This is a genomic window from Neptuniibacter sp. SY11_33 (genome assembly GCF_047778025.1).
Classification (GTDB): Bacteria; Pseudomonadota; Gammaproteobacteria; order Pseudomonadales; family Balneatricaceae; genus Neptuniibacter.
This window is the reverse complement of record NZ_CP180543.1, coordinates 3,299,556-3,321,396: the sequence shown is the minus strand read 5'-3', so window position 1 is coordinate 3,321,396 and position 21,841 is coordinate 3,299,556. Positions and strand designations below refer to the sequence as shown.

The window sequence follows — 21,841 nt, the reverse complement described above, 5'->3', positions numbered from 1 at the left end:
GCGGGCCTTTTCTTTAGAATTCGTGGTACCAGCGGCCGGACTCGAACCGGCACGCTCTTGCGAGCAAGGGATTTTGAATCCCTCATGTCTACCAATTTCATCACGCTGGCACTTAAGAGAGGCGTATTATAGAAATCTGGACGCTTGCGTCAATCAATACTTTTGAAAACCTGAAAAAAAATCTCCTTTCCGGTACAATGCGCGCCCTTAAGTCCCTTTGATGTTGATATAGAAGAATTCCCTGAATGCAGGTTAAAGATTTTCATTTTGAGCTTCCAGAGGAACTCATTGCGAGTTTTCCTCTAGAACAGCGTAGCGCTAGCCGTTTGTTATCTGTGAATGGCGATTCTGGTGAACTCAATCACGGTCAGTTTACCGATGTGCTTGAGTTGATCCAGCCGGGTGATCTGATGATCTTCAATGACACCCGTGTTATCCCAGCTCGTTTATTTGGTACTAAAGAGTCTGGCGGTAAAGTTGAGGTTTTAGTTGAGCGTGTTTTAGACGATAAGCGTGCTTTAACCCATGTACGTTCCAGTCGTTCGCCTAAGCCGGGTGCTAAGCTGATTCTTGAAGGTGGTATTGAAGCTGAGATGGTTGCTCGACACGAGAACCTATTCGAGCTTAAGTTTCTGATTGAAGGCGGATTGGTGCAGGCGCTTGAGCAGCATGGTCATATGCCGCTGCCGCCGTATATGAAACGTGAAGATCAGTTAGAAGATCGTGAACGTTATCAAACGGTTTACAACAAAAAGCCGGGTGCCGTTGCTGCACCAACAGCAGGCCTGCATTTTGATGATGCACTACTTGCTAAGCTGGATGACATGGGCGTGAAACGTGCGTTTGTTACTTTGCATGTAGGCGCAGGTACGTTTCAGCCAGTTAAGGTCGATAATGTCGATGAGCATGTGATGCACTCCGAGTATATCGAAGTGAGCGAAGAGGTTTGTGAGCTGGTGAAGCAAACGCGTGCCGAAGGTGGTCGTGTGATTGCAGTAGGGACAACCAGTGTGCGCAGCTTGGAGAGCGCGAGCCGTAATGGCGAAATCGAGCCATTATTTGGTGATAGCGATATCTTTATCTTCCCTGGTTACGAATTCAAATCTGTGGATGCGATGATCACCAACTTCCACCTGCCAGAATCGACCTTGTTGATGCTTGTGAGCGCGTTCTCCGGCTACGACAACATGATGAAGGCATATAAAGAGGCGGTTGAGCAGAAATACCGTTTCTTTAGTTATGGCGATGCCATGTATTTAACACGTAAAAGTGGTCAGTGATTTAACTGCGTAAATTAGAGGTAAAAGTTAAATGAGCAGAGAATGTTTTATGCAGTTTGATAAGCTGGCTGAAGACGGCAAAGCCCGTCGCGGTCGCTTGCAGTTCCCACGTGGTACGGTAGAAACGCCAGCGTTTATGCCGGTAGGGACATACGGCACGGTTAAAGGTATGACGCCGCGCGATATCGAAGCGACTGGCGCACAGATTATTTTGGGTAATACCTTTCACTTGATGCTGCGTCCGGGTACCGAGATTGTTAAGCAACACGGCGATCTGCATGACTTTATGCAATGGAAAGGCCCAATCCTAACCGACTCCGGCGGTTTCCAAGTATTTAGCTTGGGCAAGATGCGTAAGATCACCGAAGAGGGTGTGACCTTCCAGTCCCCTGTTAACGGCAGCAAAGTGTTTATGGGTCCAGAAGAGTCGATGCAGGTTCAGCGTGAGTTGGGTTCTGATATCGTAATGATCTTCGATGAATGCACGCCATACCCAGCGACAGAAACCGAAGCGGCTGAGTCTATGCGCTTGTCTATGCGTTGGGCTAAGCGTTCGAAGGATGCTCACGGCGATAACCCTGCCGCGTTGTTTGGTATCGTTCAGGGTGGTATGTACCCGCATCTACGTGATGAATCGATGAAAGGCTTGGAAGAGATCGGTTTTGATGGTTATGCCATCGGCGGTCTGTCGGTAGGTGAGCCTAAAGATGAGATGGTCAAAGTACTAGATCATCTTGCATTTAAAATGCCTGCTGAGAAACCACGTTACTTGATGGGTGTAGGTAAACCAGAAGATATCGTTGAAGCGGTTCGCCGTGGTGTTGATATGTTCGACTGTGTAATGCCTACTCGTAATGCGCGAAATGGCTTCCTATTTACCGATACGGGTGTGGTTAAGATCCGTAATGCGGTAAATAAAACCGATACGCGTCCGCTTGATGAAAACTGTGATTGCTACACTTGCCAAAACTTTAGTCGTGCATATTTGCACCACTTAGATAAGTGTAAAGAGATCTTAGGCGCACAGTTAAATACCATTCATAACCTGCATTACTATCAGCAGCTAATGGCTGGATTGCGTCAAGCTATCGAACAGGGTAAATTGAGCGACTTTGTGGACGAATTTTATCGTAAGCGTGGCCTTGAAACGCCCGCAATTGACTCCATATAAGTTGTTAATACTTTTATAACGACAAGAATTTTTACATTATTTTTCAGGAGTAGCTAAATGAGCTTCTTTATCTCCCCAGCTTATGCTGAAGGTGCTGCCGGTGCCCCAATGGATTCTGGCATGTTCAACATGATTTTCTTGGTTGGCTTTGGTCTGATCTTCTACTTCTTCATGTGGCGTCCACAGGCTAAGCGCGCTAAAGAGCACAAAGAGCTTCTAGGTGGCCTTAGCAAAGGTGATGAAGTGATCACTGCAGGTGGTATTCTGGGTAAAGTAGTTAACCTAAACGACGACTACATTGTTCTAGAAGTGAGCGAAGGTACTGAACTGACTTTCCAAAAAACTCACGTATCAGCAGCTCTGCCAAAAGGCACTCTTAAGAGCATCTAAGCTAATTCACAGACGCCACTACATCTAGTAGTGGCGTTTCTGTTTCTATCAGGGAATAGGGCGCTATGCTCAATCGATACCCCCTCTGGAAAAATCTCCTTATATTGTTTGTGTTAGTGTTCGGTGGTTTATACGCTGCACCTAACTTGTATCCCGATGATTATGCGATTCAGCTAACCGGCACACGTGATGTGTTCGAAGTGAATGAACCGCTAATCGAAAAAGTTACTGCTGCGCTGGAGCGTGAAGGTGTATCTGTTAAGGCAGCTGAGCTTGATAGAAAAGCTGGCCTTATCCGTTTCCCTGATGGCGATTCTCAGCTGAAAGCGAAAGATATTATTACCCGCGTAGTGGGCGATGATTACGTTGTAGCGCTTAACTTGGCACCAACAACGCCTGAATGGCTTTCTTCTATGGGCGCAGGCCCAATGAAGCTTGGTCTTGATCTACGTGGTGGTGTTCACTTCCTTCTAGAAGTGGATCTGCCTAAAGCAGTAACTCTGAAGCTAGAGAACTACGCGTCTGAGATCAAAGGTCGTTTGCGTGAAGAGAAGCTACGTTACCGTAAGCTAGAAACGCGTGAAAACGGTGCTTTGGCGATTAAATTCACCAAGCTAGAGTCTCGCGATGCGGCGGTTAGCCTTCTGCGTCAGGAGTACGCTGAGTTCTTAGTGACAGCAGATGATCGCGATGGCGATTTTTATGTTGAAGTTAATCTGACTGAGCAAGCTGTTCGTGATATCGAGACTTATGCGATCAAGCAGAACCTGACAACCCTTCGTAACCGTGTAAACGAACTGGGTGTAGCTGAGCCGCTAGTACAGCGTCAGGGTCGTAACCGTATCGTAGTTCAGCTACCGGGTATCCAAGATACTGCGGCAGCTAAGAAGATTATCGGTAAAACAGCAACGCTGGAATTCCGTTTGGAAGCGAAACCAGGTGCGAGCTCAGCACGTACTGAGGTTTATGAGTTCCGTAGTGAGCTAGGCCGTAAAGCTACGCTAGAGAAAGATGTCATCATCAAAGGTGATAACGTATCTAACGCGCAAGCTTCTTTCGATGAGAATGGTCAGCCACAGGTAAACATCTCGCTTGATTCTAAAGGTGGTGAGCTAATGGCTCGTACCACTAAGAACGCTGTACAGCGTCGTATGGCCGTACTGTTCGTAGAAGATAAAGAGCGTACCGTAACTAAGACGGTTGATGGTGTTCAGGTAACGGAGAAAGTGCGTTACACCGAGAAGAACATTATCTCCCTAGCGACAATTCAGGCGGTATTGGGTAACTCTTTCCGAATTACAGGTTTGGATGGAGCAGGCGAATCTTCTGAACTAGCGCTATTGCTACGTGCCGGTGCACTGGCTGCGCCAATCTACTTTGTAGAGGAGCGTACAGTAGGCCCAAGCTTGGGTGCGCAGAACATCGAAACCGGTGTGATGTCGGTTCAGATCGGTCTAGCCCTAGTATTGCTATTCATGATTTTGTACTACCGCGTGTTCGGTCTACTAGCGAATATCGCACTGACCTTGAACCTGATGCTATTGGTTGCAGTGATGTCGATGCTGTCGGCAACACTAACACTACCGGGTATTGCGGGTATCGTATTGACGGTTGGTATGGCCGTGGATGCGAACGTGCTGATCTTCTCGCGTATCAAAGAAGAGCTTAAAAATGGTCTGCCAGCGCAATCAGCAATTAATGCTGGTTTCAAAGGTGCGACTACGACCATCTTTGATGCCAACATCACAACGCTTCTTGCAGCAGTTATCCTGTTTGCGATGGGTACGGGGCCGGTTAAAGGCTTCGCGATCACGCTATCTGTAGGTATTTTGACCTCTATGTTCACGGCGATTCTAGTAACGCGTGCACTGGTTAACTTAACTTACGGCGGCCGCCAAGTTAGCAAACTATCAATCTGAGGAAGCTGTGATGTCTACACAAAAGATATATAACTTCATGGGCTTCCGTAAGATCGCAGCAGCTTGCTCTGTGGTCTTACTGATAGTCTCTATTGGTGCTTTGGCTGTTAACGGTTTGAAGTTCGGTTTGGACTTTACTGGCGGTAGTTTGGTTGAGATTGGCTACGAACAGCCAGCCGACTTAAACAAGATCCGTGATCAGCTAAAAGATGTGGGTTTTGAAGATGCGGTAGTGCAAACCTTTGGTTCGCCAACCGATATTCTTATCCGTTTAGGTCAGGATCATGACCCTCAGCTGGGTGATAAAGTTCTTTCTGCATTGCAGACGGGCGAATCGCAGCAGCTTAACTTGCGCCGTAACGAGTTCGTAGGTGCGCAGGTAGGTGAAGAACTACGTGAGCAAGGTGGTCTGGGTATGCTGTTGGCATTGTTCATGATCATGGTTTACGTGGCGTTCCGTTTCCAGATTAAGTTCTCTGTAGGTGCAGTAGCGGCCTTGGCGCACGACGTATTGATCGTGCTTGGCTTCTTTGCTCTGTTTAAACTGGACTTTGACCTGACGGTATTGGCAGCTGTATTGGCGGTAATCGGTTACTCGTTGAACGATACCATCGTAGTGTCTGACCGTATTCGTGAAAACTTCCGTAAAGTGCGTAAAGGTTCGCCGGTTGAGGTGATGAACATCTCATTGACGCAAACCTTGGGTCGTACCTTGGTGACCTCTTTAACCACGTTGTTGGTATTGTTGGCGCTAAGCGTATTCGGTGGTGAAATGATTCACGGTTTCGCGACAGCATTGTTGGTGGGTGTCTTTATTGGTACATATTCCTCCATCTATGTGGCGGCTAACGTCCTGATTGCGATGAACATCTGTAAAGAGGATCTTCTCCCTCCTGAGGAGAAAGAGACCGAGGTCGATGATCGCCCTTAAATTTGACAAGAGCCGGCATTTGCCGGCTCTTTTCGTTTAAATTGCCTGTAAATCATCGCTTTAAGCGGTGCTATCCTAAAAGAAAGCCTTTGGCGTGTTATTCTAGCTAGATAAATGCCCTAGCCATTTCGTTTTTGAGAACTCTATGAGTAAAGATTGGACTAAAAGTGACCCTAAAGCCGCAGCGGAAGCGGAGAAGTATTCCAACCCGGTACCGAGCCGCGATTACATTCTGCAGTACATGCAGGAGTGGGGTGCGCCGATTGGACATGCGCAGCTGTGTGAAGGTTTAGGTGTCTGGGATCCAGAGAGTCGTGATGCTGTCTTCTTCCGATTGAAGGCGATGTGTCGTGATGGTCAGTTGATGAGTAATCGCCGTAATGAATTTGCGCTGATGGATAAGATGTCGCTGATCAAAGGTCGTGTCATTGGTCATCGAGATGGTTATGGGTTTGTTAAGCCAGAAGAGGGTGGTGATGATCTCAAGCTAAGTCCTCGTCAAATGCGCCAAGTATTCGATGGTGATCGAGTTTTAGTGCAAGAGACCAACGTCGATTTTAAAGGTCGTCGTGAAGGTAAGATCGTTGATGTACTAGAGCGTAATACCCGTAAATTGGTAGGGCGTTTTAGTGGTCAGGATGGTTTTGGTTATCTTCGTCCTGAAAATCAGCGTATTACGCAAGAGATCATGATTGTTCCTGATCCTGAGGCTGAAACACCGTTAACTTACAAAGATGGTCAGTTGGTTGTTGCTGAGTTGATCAATCAGCCAAGTAAGCGTCAATTGCCACAAGCAAAAGTGACGGAAGTGCTAGGTGATCATATGGCGCCGGGTATGGAAATCACCGTTGCTATCCACAACTACGAAATTCCGCACGAATGGCCAGAAACTGTTCGCCAAGAGATCGGCGAGCTGACTGCTGAAGTTGAAGAAAGTGCCAAGGCTAATCGTGTTGATCTACGTGATCTGCCGCTTGTTACTATTGATGGTGAAGACGCTAAAGACTTTGATGATGCGGTGTATGCTGAACGCAAAAAGTCCGGCGGCTGGCGCTTATGGGTCGCGATTGCGGACGTATCTTGGTATGTGCGACCAGATTCCGAACTAGATAAAGAAGCTTATCAGCGCGCGAACTCAACTTACTTCCCAGAGTTTGTTGTACCGATGCTGCCGGAGCTGTTATCGAACGGCTTATGCTCGTTAAACCCTAAGGTAGATCGCTTGGCGATGGTCTGTGAAATGACGATCAGTGAATCAGGCAATCTATCCGGTTATCAATTCTATGAGGCGGTAATCAGCTCTCATGCGCGTCTAACCTACACCAAGGTTGGCAAGATGCTGATGCAGCCAGAAGAGGAAGAATCAAAAGCATTGCGTGCTGAATACGCCGATGTGGTTCCTCATCTTGAAGACTTATACAGCCTTTACTTTGCTTTGCGTAAAGCGCGCGAAATCCGTGGTGCAATAGACTTTGATACCACTGAAACGCGGATGATCTTTGGTGAAGATCGTAAGATCGATCAGATCGTTCCGGTTTACCGTAACGATGCGCATAAGTTGATCGAAGAGTGCATGTTGTGTGCGAACGTTGCAACCGCGCGCTTCCTGAGCAAGCTTAAAGTGCCGGCGATCTACCGTGTCCATGAAGGCCCTAAAGAACAGCGCTTACAAAATCTACGTGCTTACCTTGGTGAGTTAGGCTTGAACTTGGCGGGTGGTGAAAAGCCTGAGCCGATTCATTATCAAGAGTTAGCAGAGCTGATTGAGGGACGCCCTGATCGTCATTTGATTCAGACCATGATGCTGCGCTCGATGCAGCAAGCGGTATACAGCCCTGATAACCAAGGTCACTTTGGTTTGGCATACTCTGCGTACACTCACTTTACCTCGCCAATTCGTCGTTACCCAGATCTATTGGTGCACCGCTTAATTCGTGCCCGTATCCATTCTGAAAGTCAGGATAAAGCGATTAAGCGCCCGGATGATTTTACTCAAAATGCAGATTTTGCATGCAGCTATAGCATGGAGCAACTGCTGCAATTGGGTGAGCACTGTTCTATGACGGAACGTCGCTCAGATGATGCGACTCGTGATGTAGTGGCGTGGCTTAAGTGTGAATACATGCAGGAGCATGTCGGTGACGAATACGAAGGCGTGATTGCTGCCGTTACCGGCTTTGGAGTCTTTGTCGAGCTTGATGAGCTGTTTGTTGAAGGCCTTGTGCATATTACCGGTTTACCGGGTGATTACTACGTATTTGATCAGGCTAAGCAGCGCTTAGTGGGTGAGCGTACTCGTAAAGTCTTCAAGCTGGGTGATCGTTTACGCGTTAAAGTCGCGCGTGTGGATCTGGATGAACGGAAGATCGATTTTGAACTGATCGATCATCAGCCAGTGAAGAAAAAGAAAACCACGCGTCAGCTGTTAGCTGAAGGTAAGATCGGCGGTCCGTCTTCTAAAGGTGATAAAAAGCTGCCAGGTCACAAGCACGAGTGGGGGCATCGTCCAGCTAAGGATGAAGAGCGCAGTAAACCTAGAAAGGGTTCAAAGCGAGATGCATTAAAGAAATCTCGTAAAAAGCCAGCGGCAACGGCTGAGGGCGCGCCTAAAAAGCGTATCGCTAAAGCTCAACCAAATCATGGTAAAGAATTATCTTCTGCAGAACGCGAATTGATGGAATTCTCCGGTCCAAGTGGGGGCAAGAGCAAGAAGTCTAAAAAGCGTAAGGCTACGGCTAAGCCTAAATTGAAAGGTAAGCAGAAAGGTTTAAAAGTGAAAAAGCCAAAGCGTAACTAGGCTGCTTTCACGAAGCATTGAATCTTTGAAAGAAAGGCGCTGTAGTTATCTGCAGCGCCTTTTTTATTGGATTGGCGTTTTAGGCTTAAGCGATATGTTTTGCGTAGCTATCGCGATCTATATCCAGCACTTCGACGGTAATCGAAAGGCCTTCTAAGCCGAGTGTTTTGAGCTCTGTGAGAACCGCTTGAGTTAGTTGGGTTTTCTGCTCGGTATTACGACCGCTTAAAATTCGCGATGAAATGTGGATAAAGCCATTAAGTCCTGCGCCATTCATATGCTGCTCGTAAGCATTTGCGCGGACCTTAATGTCTTTTTCAGCAAAAAGGTTGGCTGCGAGAGCACCTTGGAAAGCTTTTTCCATGACTGTTGTGATATCAACCTTATCTTCAATTTGCTTGGAGTATTCGATGATTAAGTGTGGCAATGGATAGCTCCTTTTTAACTGTCTGAATTAAGACTTTTTAAAGATCTTGGTTAACAGGTGGTTGGCTTGTTTTTGTAGCAATGTTTGATGCTTAGGTGTGACTTTAAGCAGCAATACTTTGTCTTCATCTTCGCGCCTAATATCGGCTTCTTGCAGCATCGCCTCTTTCAGTAAAGGGGCTTCGGTTAGCGCGGTATGGCTGATTAAATCGTTGCTGTTAGTAGTACGTGTCAGGAAGTGAGCTTCTTCCTTTACCAGGTCATGCTTATCATGGTGTCCACGGGATAAAGACATCTGCAGACTAAGTACCGGCTGGAAACCACGAATTCTTGAGTGGTTAAAGCCTTTGTATAGAAGGTTGAATAGCTGGCCTGCACACAGAGCGTTTATGCCGTGGCTGTCCTTTTCGTCTCTTAATTCAAAACGCAGCAGAATATCGTTATTTGGCAGCTGTTCGCAGGCACCGTTATAGATACGTGCGACCTGTTTCGCCAAGTGATGGTAAACATTCAGCAGTGTAGCCTTCTCGTCAGGCTCCATGTTATCGCTGCTGGCAGTATTAGCATCGATATAGAACAAATAGATGGCATCTTGTGGCGTTAGGATCAGTTCTAGCTCTTGTTCGAAGCTGTAAAGGTCCAGCTGCTCCTCATGGCGCTCATTCATGCTTTTTAGCAGTGGGTTTTCGCGTAGAGGTGTGTGGGGTTCCTCTGCGCCCACGGGCTCTTCTTCAAGCACTAGCGTTTCGACCGTGCTTGAAACCGTTTCGGGCTCATCGAATTGCTGTGGTTGATGCTCAAATTTGGGCATCTGTTGTTCAGTGCTGGGCGCTGGCTTGAGTAGATCGACCAATTCGTGTGTGTGTAGTAGATCAGACGCCTTTTGGTTGGGTGCTTGCACTTCAGATATAGCTTCGGGCGCGGTTTCAGGCTCAGCTATAGGGGCGTCTTGAATGATATCTTCTGTCTCTACAGACGGTCTGATAACAGGTGCAGTTTCGCTAGTGGTAAGAGTACTTTTAGCCAAGAACTGTTCTTGGGTTTCGCAGTCACTGATTTCTGCTGTTGCGGAGTCAATAGTTACAGTGTATTCGGCAATCTCTTGAGGTGTGCTTTCAGCAGGCGTCTGAGTAGCCAACGTATCGGAGAAAGAAGGCTCAAACTTTTCTTCTTCATCTGTGCTGCTTTCAGGGATGAATTTATCTGATCGGGTAAAGAACCAACTGGTTGTCAGTAGTAAAATTGCGGTGAAGATAGCGATGATCAGTAAAGGCCATAGTTGACTGCGCAGTAGTTGCTCGACAGGGCCGCTGTCTAGCCAGATCGTTACAGTGCCGATGGTCTTTTCTTGTTGAATTAGCTGTTGTTGCAAGGTCTGCTGGCTGGATTTGCCTGCTCGAGCAAGAGTGAAGCCATTTGCATCTTGTACATGCAGGCCGCCAACATACTCAAGTTGGGTTAATTCGCTGAGTAAGTAGTTAAGACTAACGCGATCATCAGAGAGAAGCAGTGGGCGGATCAGAAGTTCACTCTGTTTAGCGATGTTTTGCCCGATGATTTGCGTCTCATGCACAGCCTGTCGGCTGGTAGCTAAGTGCATGTAGAGAATGCTGACGATAAAACCCACCAATAGCACTATGCCTAAGGAGAGCGTCAGATTCCTTCTGAAATTAGGCTTTGATTTGGCGTTGTTAGTCACAGTCAGTGTTAACTCAAAAACGGATGCAGGGGCAAATAATAACAGGTCATTCTACCGAGGGTGAATATGATTTGCATTAGAGGTATAACCCAAGTGTCCCTGACGCTATAATAAAGGGCTTATCGATAGGAAGGACAGCAATGAACGTACAAGAATATATGATTCAGCTAGGTGAAAATGCCCGTGCAGCGGCGCGCCTAGTCGCTAAAGCAGACACTAACCTAAAAAATCAGGCGTTGTTGGCAATGGCTGAAGCTATCGATAGTAGCCGACCGGCATTGCGTGAAGCGAATGCAAAAGACTTAGACAATGGTCGTTCAAACGGTTTGGACGATGCCATGTTAGATCGCCTTGAGCTAACCGATGCTCGTATCGATACTATGATCGAGGGTCTACGTCAGGTTGCCGCTTTACCAGATCCAGTAGGCGCGATCACTGATCTTAAATACCTACCGAGTGGTATCCAGGTGGGTAAAATGCGTGTACCGCTAGGCGTGATCGGTATTATTTATGAGTCTCGTCCAAACGTAACGGTTGAAGCAGCAAGTCTGTGCCTAAAATCCGGTAATGCGACGATTCTTCGTGGTGGCTCAGAAGCGATTCATTCCAACCAAGCGGTAGCTGAGTGCATCCGTAAAGGTTTGAGTGCTGCGGGCTTACCTGAAAATGCAGTACAAGTTGTTGAAACGACTGACCGTGAAGCGGTTGGTCAGATGATTACAATGCCAGAATACGTGGATGTAATTGTTCCTCGTGGTGGTAAAGGCTTGATTGAGCGCATCAGCCGCGATGCTAAAGTGACGGTGATTAAGCACTTGGACGGTATCTGTCATGTTTATATTGATGAGCAGGCGGATAAAGGCAAAGCCGTGAACGTTGCTCTGAACGCTAAAACACATCGTTACGGCACTTGTAACACCATGGAAACGTTATTGGTACATGCCAATATTGCTGCAGAAGTGCTACCTGAACTTGCGGAACGCTATCAGGCGGTAGGTGTTGAGCTGCGTGGTTGTGAGCGAACTAAAGCGTTGTTGCCATTCATCAATGAAGCGACAGAAGAAGATTGGGTAACCGAATACTTAGCACCAGTTTTGGCAATAAAACTGGTGGACGATATGGATGAAGCGATTCGTCATATCAACCGTTACGGTTCACACCATACAGATTCGATCATTACTGAGAACTATACTAAGTCACGTTCATTCTTGCGTGAAGTAGATTCCAGCTCGGTAATGGTTAATGCCTCAACCCGTTTTGCGGATGGTTTTGAGTACGGTCTAGGTGCTGAAATTGGTATCTCTACTGACAAGATTCACGCACGTGGGCCGGTAGGATTGGATGGATTGATCTCCGAGAAGTACGTTGTACTAGGTGATGGTCACATCCGTCAGTAATTTAGATTATGAAAGCGAACGCTTTTGCTTTTATGGGTGGGACTTTTGATCCCATCCATAATGGCCATCTGAGAACTGCTCTGGAATTACAGCATTGGCTAGGCGTGGATCAGCTGTGTTTGATCCCCTCTAAAACCCCAGTGCACAGAGCAACGCCAGGTCGAACCTCTGAACAACGTTTAGAGATGGTGAAGTTGGCGGTAGCCGATGAGCCAAGCTTATGTGCTGATAATCGAGAAATCAGTTCTGAGCAGCCTTCTTATTCATTCCTGACATTGCAGGGATTACGTTCTGAATTAGGTGATCAATGCCCAATCTTTATGATCATGGGTATGGATTCTTATATGACGTTACCCAGCTGGTATGAATGGGATAAATTTACCGATTACTGTCATATCGTAGTGGTAAAGCGGCCCGGTTACGATCTGCCTACAGATGGTGAGATCAAAGAATTTACAGATGAGCATAAGGCTCAAAACTTGGAACAGGCGATGGCGCTACCGGCGGGCAAAGTACTGTTTCATGAGCTGACTCCCTTAGGGATATCAGCAACGCAGATCCGCGAAACCATAGCGCAGGGCTTGTCGCCTCGTTATCTGTTTCCAGATGGGGTCTGGCAATATATTCAAGATAACCGTTTATACGGTTTAACTAACTGAAGTGAAATAATGCAAGCTGAAAAAGTTTTAGAACTAGTGCACACAGCACTAGAAGATATGAAGGCCAAAGAGATTGTCGATCTTGATGTCCGTGGTCGTTCAACCGTAACTGATTACATGGTAATCGCGAGCGGTACATCTAAGCGTCATGTTGGGTCTATCGGCGAAGAAGTGGTTGTTAAGCTGAAAGAAGCAGGCGTGATGCCACTCGGCTCTGAAGGTCAGGGCGTAAGCGACTGGATTCTTGTGGATTTAGGCGATGTAGTTGTTCATGTAATGATGCCTGATGCGCGTGACTTCTATGATCTAGAACGCCTGTGGGGCGTTGACGCAGAAGCGTAGAACTTTTTATGAAAATCCGGATCATAGCTGTGGGTGGCAAGATGCCTTCGTGGGTAAACGAAGGTTATCAGGAATATACCAAGCGTCTACCTGCAGATTTTCAGATTGAAATGATCGAAATTCCGTTAGGGCATCGAGGTAAGAGCAGTGATGTAGCTCGTGCTAAGAAGCAGGAAGGAGATCAGATGTTGGCAGCGATACCTAAAGGCGACCGAATTATTGCTTTGGAAGTGTTAGGTAAAAACTGGTCAACCGAAAAACTGGCGTCACAAGTGGAAGACTGGCGTATGGATGGCCGTAATATCAGTCTACTCATTGGAGGCCCGGATGGTCTGGATAGCCGTTGTTCTGCAATGGCAGATCAGAAATGGTCGTTGTCTGCACTGACGTTACCGCATCCGCTTGTGCGGGTGATGTTGGCAGAACAACTTTATCGTGCCTGGACGGTCATTCAGGGACATCCTTACCACAAGTAGAAGAACGCTAGGAATATGGCAGCAGAGCGCCTCAAGGATCACTCGAAAGAAAGCCGCACATTTAAGTTTCGTGCGGCTTTGGCGTTTTTTATCGTGGTCATTATGCTCGGGATTCTACTTGGGCGTATCTATTATCTTCAGGTTATTGAACACGACCGCTATGTGGCGATGTCGGAAGATAACCGTGTCCAACTTCAGCCAGTACCGCCGACGCGAGGTTTAATCTACGACCGCAATGGGGTGCTGTTAGCGGATAATCGCCCTAGTTACAGTGTCACGCTTCTGAAAGAAGAGGTGAAAGACATTGAGAAAACCCTGGTCGATCTGCAAGCATTGATCCCCATTACTGATCGTGAAGTGGAGCGTTTTAAAAAACGCTTAAAACAGCGCCGTCGTCCATTTCAATCGGTCCCCGTACGTTTCCGTTTAACGGAAGAAGAGATAGCGAAAATTTCGGTTAATTACCATCGCTTACCGGGTGTGCGAGTAGAAGCTGAGCTTATACGTTACTACCCCTACGGTGAGTCTTTAGTTCATGCTATGGGGTATGTGGGCCGTATCAACGAAAAAGAGCTGAAGCGAGTTGATCAGGATAATTATGCGGCGACTCACTATATCGGTAAGCTCGGTATAGAAAAATTCTATGAAGATCAATTGCATGGCGAGGTGGGTTTTCAAAAAGTAGAAACGAATGCCCGTGGTCGTGTCATGCGAATTCTGGAGCAGACCGACCCGAAACCGGGTAAGGATCTGGTGCTTCATCTGGATCTGAGGCTTCAGCAAATTACAGAAAAACTGCTGCAAGGTCGGCGTGCGTCGGTTGTAGCGATGGACCCGAAAACGGGTGGTATTCTAACCTTAGTATCTACCCCTGCTTACGACCCGAACCTGTTCGTGACGGGTATTTCATCGAAGGATTATTCGGCATTAAGGGAATCGAGAGATTTACCGTTGTTCAACCGTGCCATTCGAGGCGGTTACCCTCCAGGCTCAACCATTAAGCAGATAGTTGCTTTAGCTGCGATCGATACAGGTGTAGTAAAGCCATCCTATAGGGTTTTTGATCCCGGTTTCTACCAAATTACGCGTGGTGGACGTAAATATAGGGATTGGAAAAGGACGGGTCATGGTTGGGTTGATATGTATGACTCTCTGGCGCAATCTTGTGACGTTTGGTACTACGATGTTGCCCATAAAATGGGTGTGGATCCGATGTCTGATTACTTGGGTAAATTTGGTTTTGGCCAAGTAACCAGTTTGGACCTGCCGGAAGCGATTGGTGCTATCTTGCCTTCGCGTGAGTGGAAAAAGCGTGCACGTAAAGCGCCTTGGTATACCGGTGACTCGCTGAATATGAGTATTGGTCAGGGCTTCTTTGTTGCAACGCCATTGCAGTTAGCAACCGCGACAGCGGTTGTAGCAAATCGTGGTACTTGGCATTCACCACGGATGCTGCAGGGCATAAAAGAAGCGAAAGAGGGTGAAGAGCCAAGTTTATACATGCCTGATATAACGGGGGTTAAACGTCCACTTCCTGATGTTGTATTAAATAACGATAAACATTGGAATGACATTATCAAAGGCATGCGCGAAGTAATGCATGGTGAACGAGGTACTGCACGTAGCTCAGGTGCTAATTCAGCTTATGACATTGCTGGTAAAACCGGTACAGCTCAGGTTGTCGGTATCAAGCAGGATGAAGAGTACGATGCTGAAAAGTTGGCTGAGATTCACCGTGACCACGCGTTATTTGTAGCATTTGCGCCTATTGATGACCCGAAAATTGCGATCTCGGTGATTGTAGAAAATGGCGGTGGCGGTTCTAGTACAGCAGCGCCTATCGCGCGTCAGGTCATGGATGCCTATCTGCTAGGTATTGATCCTTTTGCAGAAGAGGTAGAACCGGAGGTGGCTGCGCGATGATGGGACGTGAATTTGAGCGTTATATGCCAGAGGCGCACGATCATCTGCGCCAGCGTCCAAGTTTGTGGAGTTACACCAACTTAGATGGTTGGTTACTGTTGCTGTTACTCGCTCTATGTGGCTTTGGCTTATTTATTCTGTACAGCGCCTCAGGCCAAGATATGGGTTATGTCACGCGTCAGGCGATCCGTATGGGGGTTGGTTTCTTCGTCATGATTGTCTTGGCGCAGTTTACCCCGAGATTCCTTGGACGGTGGGCGCCCGCACTCTACCTGATAGGTGTGGCGCTACTGGTTTGCGTAATACTGTTTGGTGTTGGCGCTAAAGGTGCTCAGCGCTGGATAGCCTTACCTGGCTTCAGGTTCCAACCTTCCGAAATTATGAAGCTGGTGTTACCGCTAACGGTTGCATTTTATCTGGCGCATAGGCCTCTTCCGCCGCGCTTTAAGCATATTTTTATCAGTTTAATGCTGGTGGGTATTCCAACCGTGCTGATTATGAAACAGCCGGATTTGGGTACTTCATTATTGATCGCCTCTTCGGGCGTATTCGTACTGCTGCTTTCAGGGATTCTATGGCGTTATATCTTTACAGCTTTAGGTTTGGCGGCAGCTGCGTTACCGGGTTTGTGGATGGTAATGAAGGATTACCAGAAGCAAAGGGTGTTAACCTTCCTTGATCCCGAAAGTGATCCGCTTGGCTCCGGTTGGAACATTATCCAATCGAAAACAGCGATTGGATCTGGTGGTATTTCGGGTAAGGGTTGGTTAAGCGGAACTCAGTCACAGTTGGACTTCCTTCCAGAATCTCATACCGACTTTATAATCGCGGTTGTGGCTGAGGAGATGGGGTTAATCGGTGTTCTAATATTATTAACTCTTTATCTGTTAATTATTGCGCGTGGTTTGGTGATTGCCGCCCGTGCGCCCGATAGTTTTGGTCGTTTGCTAGCTGGTAGTTTGATTTTAACTTTCTTTGTTTATGTGTTTGTAAATATAGGCATGGTGAGTGGTTTGCTACCGGTAGTAGGTGTACCTTTGCCATTAGTGAGTTACGGTGGTACATCGATTGTGACCTTGATGGCAGGATTTGGCATTATTATGTCGGTGCATAGTTATCGCACCATGTTGTTAAAGTAGAAGTGTGTCGGCGTTATTTTGTAATAGACCGATGTTATTGGAGTTATTTATGTTGTACGTGTTTAAGGGAGCTTTTCAGGTATGAAATCTACATTTCTTGTATCAACAGCGGTTGCAGCAGGTGTTTTGCTGACCGGTTGTGTAGCTGCGGATAAACCAGCTGAGCCAACTACAGAGGTTAAACCTAAAGCGCAAACGGTAGTTAAATCAGAGGCTGTAGCCAAAGAAGTAGCCGCTGTTAAGCAAGAGGCTAAAGCGGAAGTTAAAGCGGTTGAAAAGCCAAAAGCTAAAGCTACGAAACGAATGACGCAGGAAGAGGTATTGGCGGCTGTTCGCGGTGGCTCTTATGCAGATTACCCACGTGCACAGCAGTTTATCGAAGAGATGAAAGCGGAAGGTTTTGACGAAGCGTACCTGCGTGAAGTGTTAGGTAAAGCTAAACGTCAAACCTCTATTTTGAAAGCCATCTCTCGACCTGCAGAAGGTACCTTGAATTGGGGGCAATACCGCCAGATCTTCCTTAAAGAGAAACGTATTAATCAAGGTGTTCAGTTCTGGCAGGAAAACCGTCAGGCGTTAATGGATGCGGAAAAAGCCTACGGTGTTCCGGCGGAAATTATTGTTTCGATTATTGGTGTAGAAACTCGCTACGGCCGTATCACCGGTAGTTATCGTGTATTAGACGCGCTAGCGACTTTAGGTTTCGATTATCCTCGCCGCAGTGAATTCTTCCTTGGACAGTTAAAAGAGTACCTATTGCTGGTACGTGAAGAGCAGGTAGAGATTACCTCCCTGAAAGGCTCTTATGCAGGTGCTATGGGCTACGGTCAGTTTATCCCGTCTAGTTACCGTAACTTTGCCATCGATTTTGATGAAGATGGTAAACGTGATATCTGGAAGAATAAGCGCGATGCGATTGGTAGCGTAGCTAATTACTTTGCAGAGCATAAATGGAAGCCGGGTGAGCCTGTGATTAGCTCTCTGTCTTTCCAGAAAGAACGAGATGAAAGTTGGTACAGTGTTGGCCGTAAGGGTTTGATCCCTAAACACACCCTAGGCGAATGGCAGGCGCGTGGTGTTCAGCCACAACTGGATTTGAATCCAGAGGGTAAAGCGATTTTGATGCGCTTAGTTATGGGTGAAGATGAGCAGTACTGGTTAGGTCTGCATAACTTCTATGTTATTACCCGTTACAACCATAGTAAGCTATACGCAATGGCTGTTTATCGCTTAAGTGAGCAGATCAAAGCTGCTTATGAGAAAGCGGAAACAGGCCAAGTGGCTAAAAAATAATAATTTTAAGAGTAGGCTATGCTGCAAAAAATTGGTCTAGTTCTATTGGCAATTGCTTTGGTCGGCTGTTCTTCAACGAGCAATACGACCAATAGTGGCCGCTATTCAATGCGTCACGACAAAGCACCTGATCGTCCAGTAGATGTATCTCATGTAAAAGATGCGGTGCCAAAAGTAGAGCCAAAGAGTCGTGGGGGTAATAAAAGCCCTTATACGGTATTTGGTAAACAGTATTGGGTGATGAATAGTTCGTTGGGCTACAACGAAACGGGTACAGCATCTTGGTACGGCAAGAAGTTCCATGGTCATAAAACTTCTAACGGTGAAGTTTATGACATGTATAAGATGTCGGCGGCGCATAAATCTTTGCCTATCCCGACTTATTTGAAAGTTACTAACTTGGCGAATAATCGTCAGGTGATTGTCAGGGTTAATGATCGTGGCCCTTTCCACGGTAACCGAATTATCGATTTGTCTTATGCTGCGGCATCTAAGTTAGATATTCTGAAACACGGTACAGGTAACGTTCGTTTAGAAGCGATTGACCCCCGAGCATGGCAGAAATCTGGTGCGGTTGTAGCGGCTGCACCACAGTCTGTTGCCAATATTGCAGGGCGCTACCTGCAAGTGGGTGCTTACTCCAATAGAGATTCGGCAGAATATGTGGAAAGCCAGCTACGTCCACTGCTGCCGGAACTGGCGGTGTTGATTCGTCCAACAACGACCAATAACCGTACTTTATACCGTGTGCAGATTGGGCCGTTGAAGCAGGATACGTCGTTGACGGAATTAACCCAAAAAGTAGAGCAGATGGGGCATAAGAACCCTCGGCTGGTGGACTTCCCTTAAGCGCTTGAGTAGAGTTATCCACGGCGTTTAAGTGGACTTTTTAAAACCTAAGAAAGTGATGATCTGGCGGGTCTTCATTTCTAAAAAATAGATTCTGGAAAACAATGTTTAATAAGGCTTCCAAGTTTTTTTCTGTACTGTTTTTGACTCTGTTTGCATTCCAAGTGCATGCGGTTGCGCGTCTAATTCCGGCAGAACCTCAAATCGCTGCGACAGCTTATCTGGTGATGGATGCAGACACCGGCAAGATTATCGCGTCTAAAAATGAGAATGAACGTTTTGCGCCAGCCAGTCTGACAAAAATGATGACGGCTTACATTCTCGAATATGAGCTAACAAAAGGTAATGTTGCTGAAGATGACCTTGTGCTCGTGAGTGAAAAAGCTTGGCGTACCCAAGGTTCACGTATGTTTATCCGTGAGGGTACTCAGGTACGTCTTGGCGACTTGATGAAAGGTATTGTTATCCAATCTGGTAACGATGCGTCTGTCGCTGCGGCTGAACATATTGCAGGTAGCGAAGCAGCCTTTGCTGATCTAATGAATCAGCATGCACGCCTTCTAGGCATGGATAACACGCATTTCGAAAACTCGACGGGTCTTCCGGGTGATAACCATGTTTCTTCTGCATTTGACTTAGCCTTGCTTGCGAAAGCGATTATTCAGGATTTCCCGCAGCACTACGGTATGTACTCTGAGAAGTACTTCACTTACAACAAGATTCGTCAGCCAAACCGTAACAAGCTGTTATGGCGCGATAAGACTGTAGATGGCCTAAAAACTGGTTATACAGATGCCGCAGGCTATTGCTTGGTTGCATCAGCTAAGCGCGACGGTATGCGTTTGATCTCTGTTGTTCTAGGTACGAGCGATGAAGAAGCACGTGCACGTGAGAGCCAGAAATTACTGTCTTATGCATTCCGTTATTACCGTACACACAAGCTATATGAGCGTAATGTGGTACTGAATACCTCTAAGGTATGGTCAGGTGTATCTGATCAGCTTCGTATGGGTATCGAAGATTCACTGACAGTGACCATCCCGCGCGGTCAGGCAGATAAATTACAAGCTACAATGGATGTGGACAAAGTGATCACAGCACCGATCGAGAAAGGTCAGGAGTTGGGTAAAGTCCGCGTTACATTAGATGGTGAATTGGTAACGGAAGTACCATTAGTAGCGATGGAAGCGGTGCCAGAGGCAGGCTTATTAAAGCGTATTTGGCATGCCATCCTACTGTTCTTTACTAGCTTAATTGGCTAAACGCATTTAGCGTTGCCCTTTAAAACTGCACGGATGCCCACATCTATAAACGTAGATGTGGGCATTTGCGTTTAGGTGATATGAATACAGTCTATCTGAATGGCGAGTTCATCCCCCAAGAGGAAGCAAAAATCTCGGTTTTTGACCGCGGCTTTCTGTTTGGGGACAGTGTTTATGAGGTGATTCCGTACTATCAAGGGATAGGGTTTCGCCTGCAGGAACATGTTGATCGTTTAGAGCACAGTTTGCGCGCGGTACGAATCAAAAGTAACTGTGACTGGATAGCCATCATGAATCAACTGGTTGAGTTGAATGGTGGGGGCAATTTATCGGTATATCTGCAGGTTACACGCGGTAGTGCTGGTAAGCGCAGTCACGCTTACGATGATAGCTTAGAACCGACGGTATTTGCTTGTTGTTCTCCGATCAAAGATATTTGGCAAGCGGGCTGTGATGACGTTGTGCCCTTAAAAGCGATTGTCACAGAAGATCTGCGTTGGCATCGTTGCGATATTAAATCCACCTGCTTGCTACCTAATATATTAGTGTTACAGCAAGCTAAAGATGAAGGTGTAGATGAGGCGCTGTTCTCCCGTGATGAAAGATTAACAGAGGGCTCAGCCTGCAACCTGTTTTTGGTAAAGCGCGGAGTGCTCTATACCCCTAAGCGCAGTTCAGAAATATTAGGTGGTATCACCCGAGAGCTTATTCTCGAATTGTCAGACCAGTATGCGATCCAATATCAGGAGATTGATATTGATTATGCTAAGTTACTGGCTGCGGATGAAGTTTGGGTGTCCAGTTCCACCCGAGGTATAGTGCCTATAATTGAAGTTGATGGTCATCAGATTGGTGATGGTCAGAAAGGTCCGGTTTGGCGGAAAATTTTTGAAAAGTTTTCTGAGTATCAACGCCAGTTGATGACCGGTAAGCCAACAGAGAATTAGAAATAGTTTATGACAGACAAGCAGCAAGAACCGCCAAAGATCGAATTTCCATGTCCTGGCTATCCAATTAAAGTAGTTGGGGTAAATAGTGAAGATTTTCGCGGTCACGTTATCGAAATTGTGCAGATTCATGTTCCGGATCTGGATATCTCTCAGGTAACTTTGCAGGATAGCCGTAAAGGCACATTCCAATCCGTACGCTTTAAAATTACAGCGCAGAGTGTCGAGCAGCTTAAAGCTCTGCACGAAGCGTTAATCGCGTCTGATCGCGTAAAAATGGTGATCTGATGAACCCTGATCAGCTAATTGTCAGGGATTTAGGCTTGCAGCCTTACGAGCCAACATGGCAGCGGATGCAGGATTTCACTAATGAGCGTGATGACGCAGTAGTGGATGAGATTTGGTCGCTGCAGCATGAGCCTGTGTTTACACAGGGGCAAGCAGGTAAAGAGGAACACCTACTAGGTACGGGTGATATTCCAGTTGTTCAGGTCGATCGTGGTGGTCAAGTCACCTATCACGGGCCTGGGCAGGCAATTATCTATCTGTTACTGAATTTAAAGCGTAAGAAAATAGGCGTGCGTGAGTTGGTTTCGATTATGGAAGAATCCATTGTTGAAACAGTACAGTCCTATGGCATAGACGCTTACGCTAAGCCGGATGCGCCCGGCGTTTATGTGGATAATAGTAAAATAGCATCCTTAGGCCTTAGGGTTCGCCGAGGATGTTCTTTCCATGGTTTGGCATTTAACCTCGCTATGGATCTAGAACCCTTTTTAAGAATCAACCCATGTGGCTATGCCGGTATGGCGATGACACAACTTGGCGCGTTAACTTCTGACCTTGATCAGGTTGAGGCAACGCAGCGTCTTCTGGATATCCTTATTACCAAGCTAGGGTATAAAGAAGTCACTCGACAAACTACTCTGGATTAAGCCTAG

At 46.7% G+C, this 21,841-nt stretch carries 20 protein-coding genes and 1 tRNA gene; 18 read left to right on the top strand and 3 right to left on the bottom strand.

Annotation, left to right across the window (positions count from 1 at the left end; translation table 11 throughout):
• Positions 1 to 23 precede the first annotated feature (23 nt).
• Positions 24 to 110 (bottom strand) — tRNA-Leu (locus tag ACMXYV_RS15710).
• A gap of 135 nt (positions 111 to 245) precedes the next feature.
• Here ACMXYV_RS15710 and queA point away from each other — a divergent pair.
• From queA to rnr, 6 genes are all read left to right on the top strand, one after another.
• Positions 246 to 1,280 carry a tRNA preQ1(34) S-adenosylmethionine ribosyltransferase-isomerase QueA gene (queA, locus tag ACMXYV_RS15705; protein ID WP_415889388.1) on the top strand — a complete coding sequence of 345 codons (1,035 nt, stop codon included), beginning with the start codon at positions 246 to 248 and terminating at the stop codon, positions 1,278 to 1,280.
• A 31-nt stretch (positions 1,281 to 1,311) separates the two neighbouring features.
• A complete protein-coding gene (gene tgt / locus ACMXYV_RS15700; RefSeq protein WP_415889387.1) occupies positions 1,312 to 2,451 on the top strand; it encodes a tRNA guanosine(34) transglycosylase Tgt in 1,140 nt (379 codons plus the stop codon).
• A gap of 57 nt (positions 2,452 to 2,508) precedes the next feature.
• Entirely contained in the window at positions 2,509 to 2,841 is a 333-nt protein-coding gene (gene yajC, locus ACMXYV_RS15695) for a preprotein translocase subunit YajC (RefSeq protein ID WP_415882520.1), read from the top strand.
• Between the two features lie 65 nt (positions 2,842 to 2,906).
• Entirely contained in the window at positions 2,907 to 4,760 is a 1,854-nt protein-coding gene (gene secD, locus ACMXYV_RS15690; RefSeq protein WP_415889386.1) for a protein translocase subunit SecD, read from the top strand.
• A gap of 10 nt (positions 4,761 to 4,770) precedes the next feature.
• The gene (gene secF, locus ACMXYV_RS15685) at positions 4,771 to 5,691 is read left to right on the top strand and encodes a protein translocase subunit SecF (RefSeq protein WP_415889385.1); all 921 of its coding nucleotides are present in this window, start codon (positions 4,771 to 4,773) and stop codon (positions 5,689 to 5,691) included.
• Between the two features lie 145 nt (positions 5,692 to 5,836).
• Positions 5,837 to 8,488 carry a ribonuclease R gene (rnr, locus tag ACMXYV_RS15680; RefSeq protein WP_415889384.1) on the top strand — a complete coding sequence of 884 codons (2,652 nt, stop codon included), beginning with the start codon at positions 5,837 to 5,839 and terminating at the stop codon, positions 8,486 to 8,488.
• An 85-nt stretch (positions 8,489 to 8,573) separates the two neighbouring features.
• Here the strand turns inward: rnr and ACMXYV_RS15675 are convergent, their stop codons facing one another.
• Complete coding sequence (locus tag ACMXYV_RS15675) at positions 8,574 to 8,915, bottom strand: 5-carboxymethyl-2-hydroxymuconate Delta-isomerase (RefSeq protein WP_415889383.1); 342 nt, start codon at positions 8,913 to 8,915, stop codon at positions 8,574 to 8,576.
• A 27-nt stretch (positions 8,916 to 8,942) separates the two neighbouring features.
• Positions 8,943 to 10,541 (bottom strand): hypothetical protein, encoded by a 1,599-nt coding sequence (locus ACMXYV_RS15670; protein WP_415889382.1) that lies wholly within the window; start codon positions 10,539 to 10,541, stop codon positions 8,943 to 8,945.
• 212 nt (positions 10,542 to 10,753) lie between these two features.
• Between ACMXYV_RS15670 and ACMXYV_RS15665 the strand changes: the two genes are divergently transcribed.
• The 12 genes from ACMXYV_RS15665 to lipB all read left to right on the top strand — a co-directional run bounded on the left by ACMXYV_RS15665 (position 10,754) and on the right by lipB (position 21,835).
• Positions 10,754 to 12,010, top strand: coding sequence for a glutamate-5-semialdehyde dehydrogenase (locus ACMXYV_RS15665; protein ID WP_415889381.1), 1,257 nt, complete (start codon positions 10,754 to 10,756; stop codon positions 12,008 to 12,010).
• Positions 12,011 to 12,018: 8 nt separating this feature from the next.
• Positions 12,019 to 12,669 carry a nicotinate-nucleotide adenylyltransferase gene (nadD, locus tag ACMXYV_RS15660; protein WP_415889380.1) on the top strand — a complete coding sequence of 217 codons (651 nt, stop codon included), beginning with the start codon at positions 12,019 to 12,021 and terminating at the stop codon, positions 12,667 to 12,669.
• 9 nt (positions 12,670 to 12,678) lie between these two features.
• Entirely contained in the window at positions 12,679 to 13,011 is a 333-nt protein-coding gene (rsfS, locus tag ACMXYV_RS15655; RefSeq protein WP_415889379.1) for a ribosome silencing factor, read from the top strand.
• An 8-nt stretch (positions 13,012 to 13,019) separates the two neighbouring features.
• Positions 13,020 to 13,487, top strand: coding sequence for a 23S rRNA (pseudouridine(1915)-N(3))-methyltransferase RlmH (rlmH, locus tag ACMXYV_RS15650; RefSeq protein ID WP_415882511.1), 468 nt, complete (start codon positions 13,020 to 13,022; stop codon positions 13,485 to 13,487).
• A 15-nt stretch (positions 13,488 to 13,502) separates the two neighbouring features.
• The gene (gene mrdA / locus ACMXYV_RS15645) at positions 13,503 to 15,410 is read left to right on the top strand and encodes a penicillin-binding protein 2 (RefSeq protein WP_415889378.1); all 1,908 of its coding nucleotides are present in this window, start codon (positions 13,503 to 13,505) and stop codon (positions 15,408 to 15,410) included.
• The gene (gene rodA, locus ACMXYV_RS15640) at positions 15,410 to 16,549 is read left to right on the top strand and encodes a rod shape-determining protein RodA (RefSeq protein WP_415891458.1); all 1,140 of its coding nucleotides are present in this window, start codon (positions 15,410 to 15,412) and stop codon (positions 16,547 to 16,549) included. The genes mrdA and rodA overlap by 1 nt, the downstream gene beginning before the upstream one ends.
• An 81-nt stretch (positions 16,550 to 16,630) precedes the next feature.
• The gene (gene mltB, locus ACMXYV_RS15635) at positions 16,631 to 17,842 is read left to right on the top strand and encodes a lytic murein transglycosylase B (protein WP_415889377.1); all 1,212 of its coding nucleotides are present in this window, start codon (positions 16,631 to 16,633) and stop codon (positions 17,840 to 17,842) included.
• An 18-nt stretch (positions 17,843 to 17,860) separates the two neighbouring features.
• A complete protein-coding gene (locus ACMXYV_RS15630) occupies positions 17,861 to 18,691 on the top strand; it encodes a septal ring lytic transglycosylase RlpA family protein (RefSeq protein ID WP_415889376.1) in 831 nt (276 codons plus the stop codon).
• A gap of 104 nt (positions 18,692 to 18,795) precedes the next feature.
• Positions 18,796 to 19,953 (top strand): D-alanyl-D-alanine carboxypeptidase family protein, encoded by a 1,158-nt coding sequence (locus tag ACMXYV_RS15625; protein ID WP_415889375.1) that lies wholly within the window; start codon positions 18,796 to 18,798, stop codon positions 19,951 to 19,953.
• A gap of 80 nt (positions 19,954 to 20,033) precedes the next feature.
• On the top strand, positions 20,034 to 20,900 hold the full coding sequence (locus ACMXYV_RS15620; RefSeq protein ID WP_415889374.1) for an aminotransferase class IV: 867 nt from the start codon (positions 20,034 to 20,036) through the stop codon (positions 20,898 to 20,900).
• 9 nt (positions 20,901 to 20,909) lie between these two features.
• A complete protein-coding gene (locus tag ACMXYV_RS15615) occupies positions 20,910 to 21,188 on the top strand; it encodes a YbeD family protein (protein ID WP_415889373.1) in 279 nt (92 codons plus the stop codon).
• Positions 21,188 to 21,835, top strand: a complete 648-nt coding sequence (gene lipB, locus ACMXYV_RS15610) for a lipoyl(octanoyl) transferase LipB (protein ID WP_415889372.1) — start codon at positions 21,188 to 21,190, stop codon at positions 21,833 to 21,835. The genes ACMXYV_RS15615 and lipB overlap by 1 nt, the downstream gene beginning before the upstream one ends.
• Positions 21,836 to 21,841: the final 6 nt, after the last annotated feature.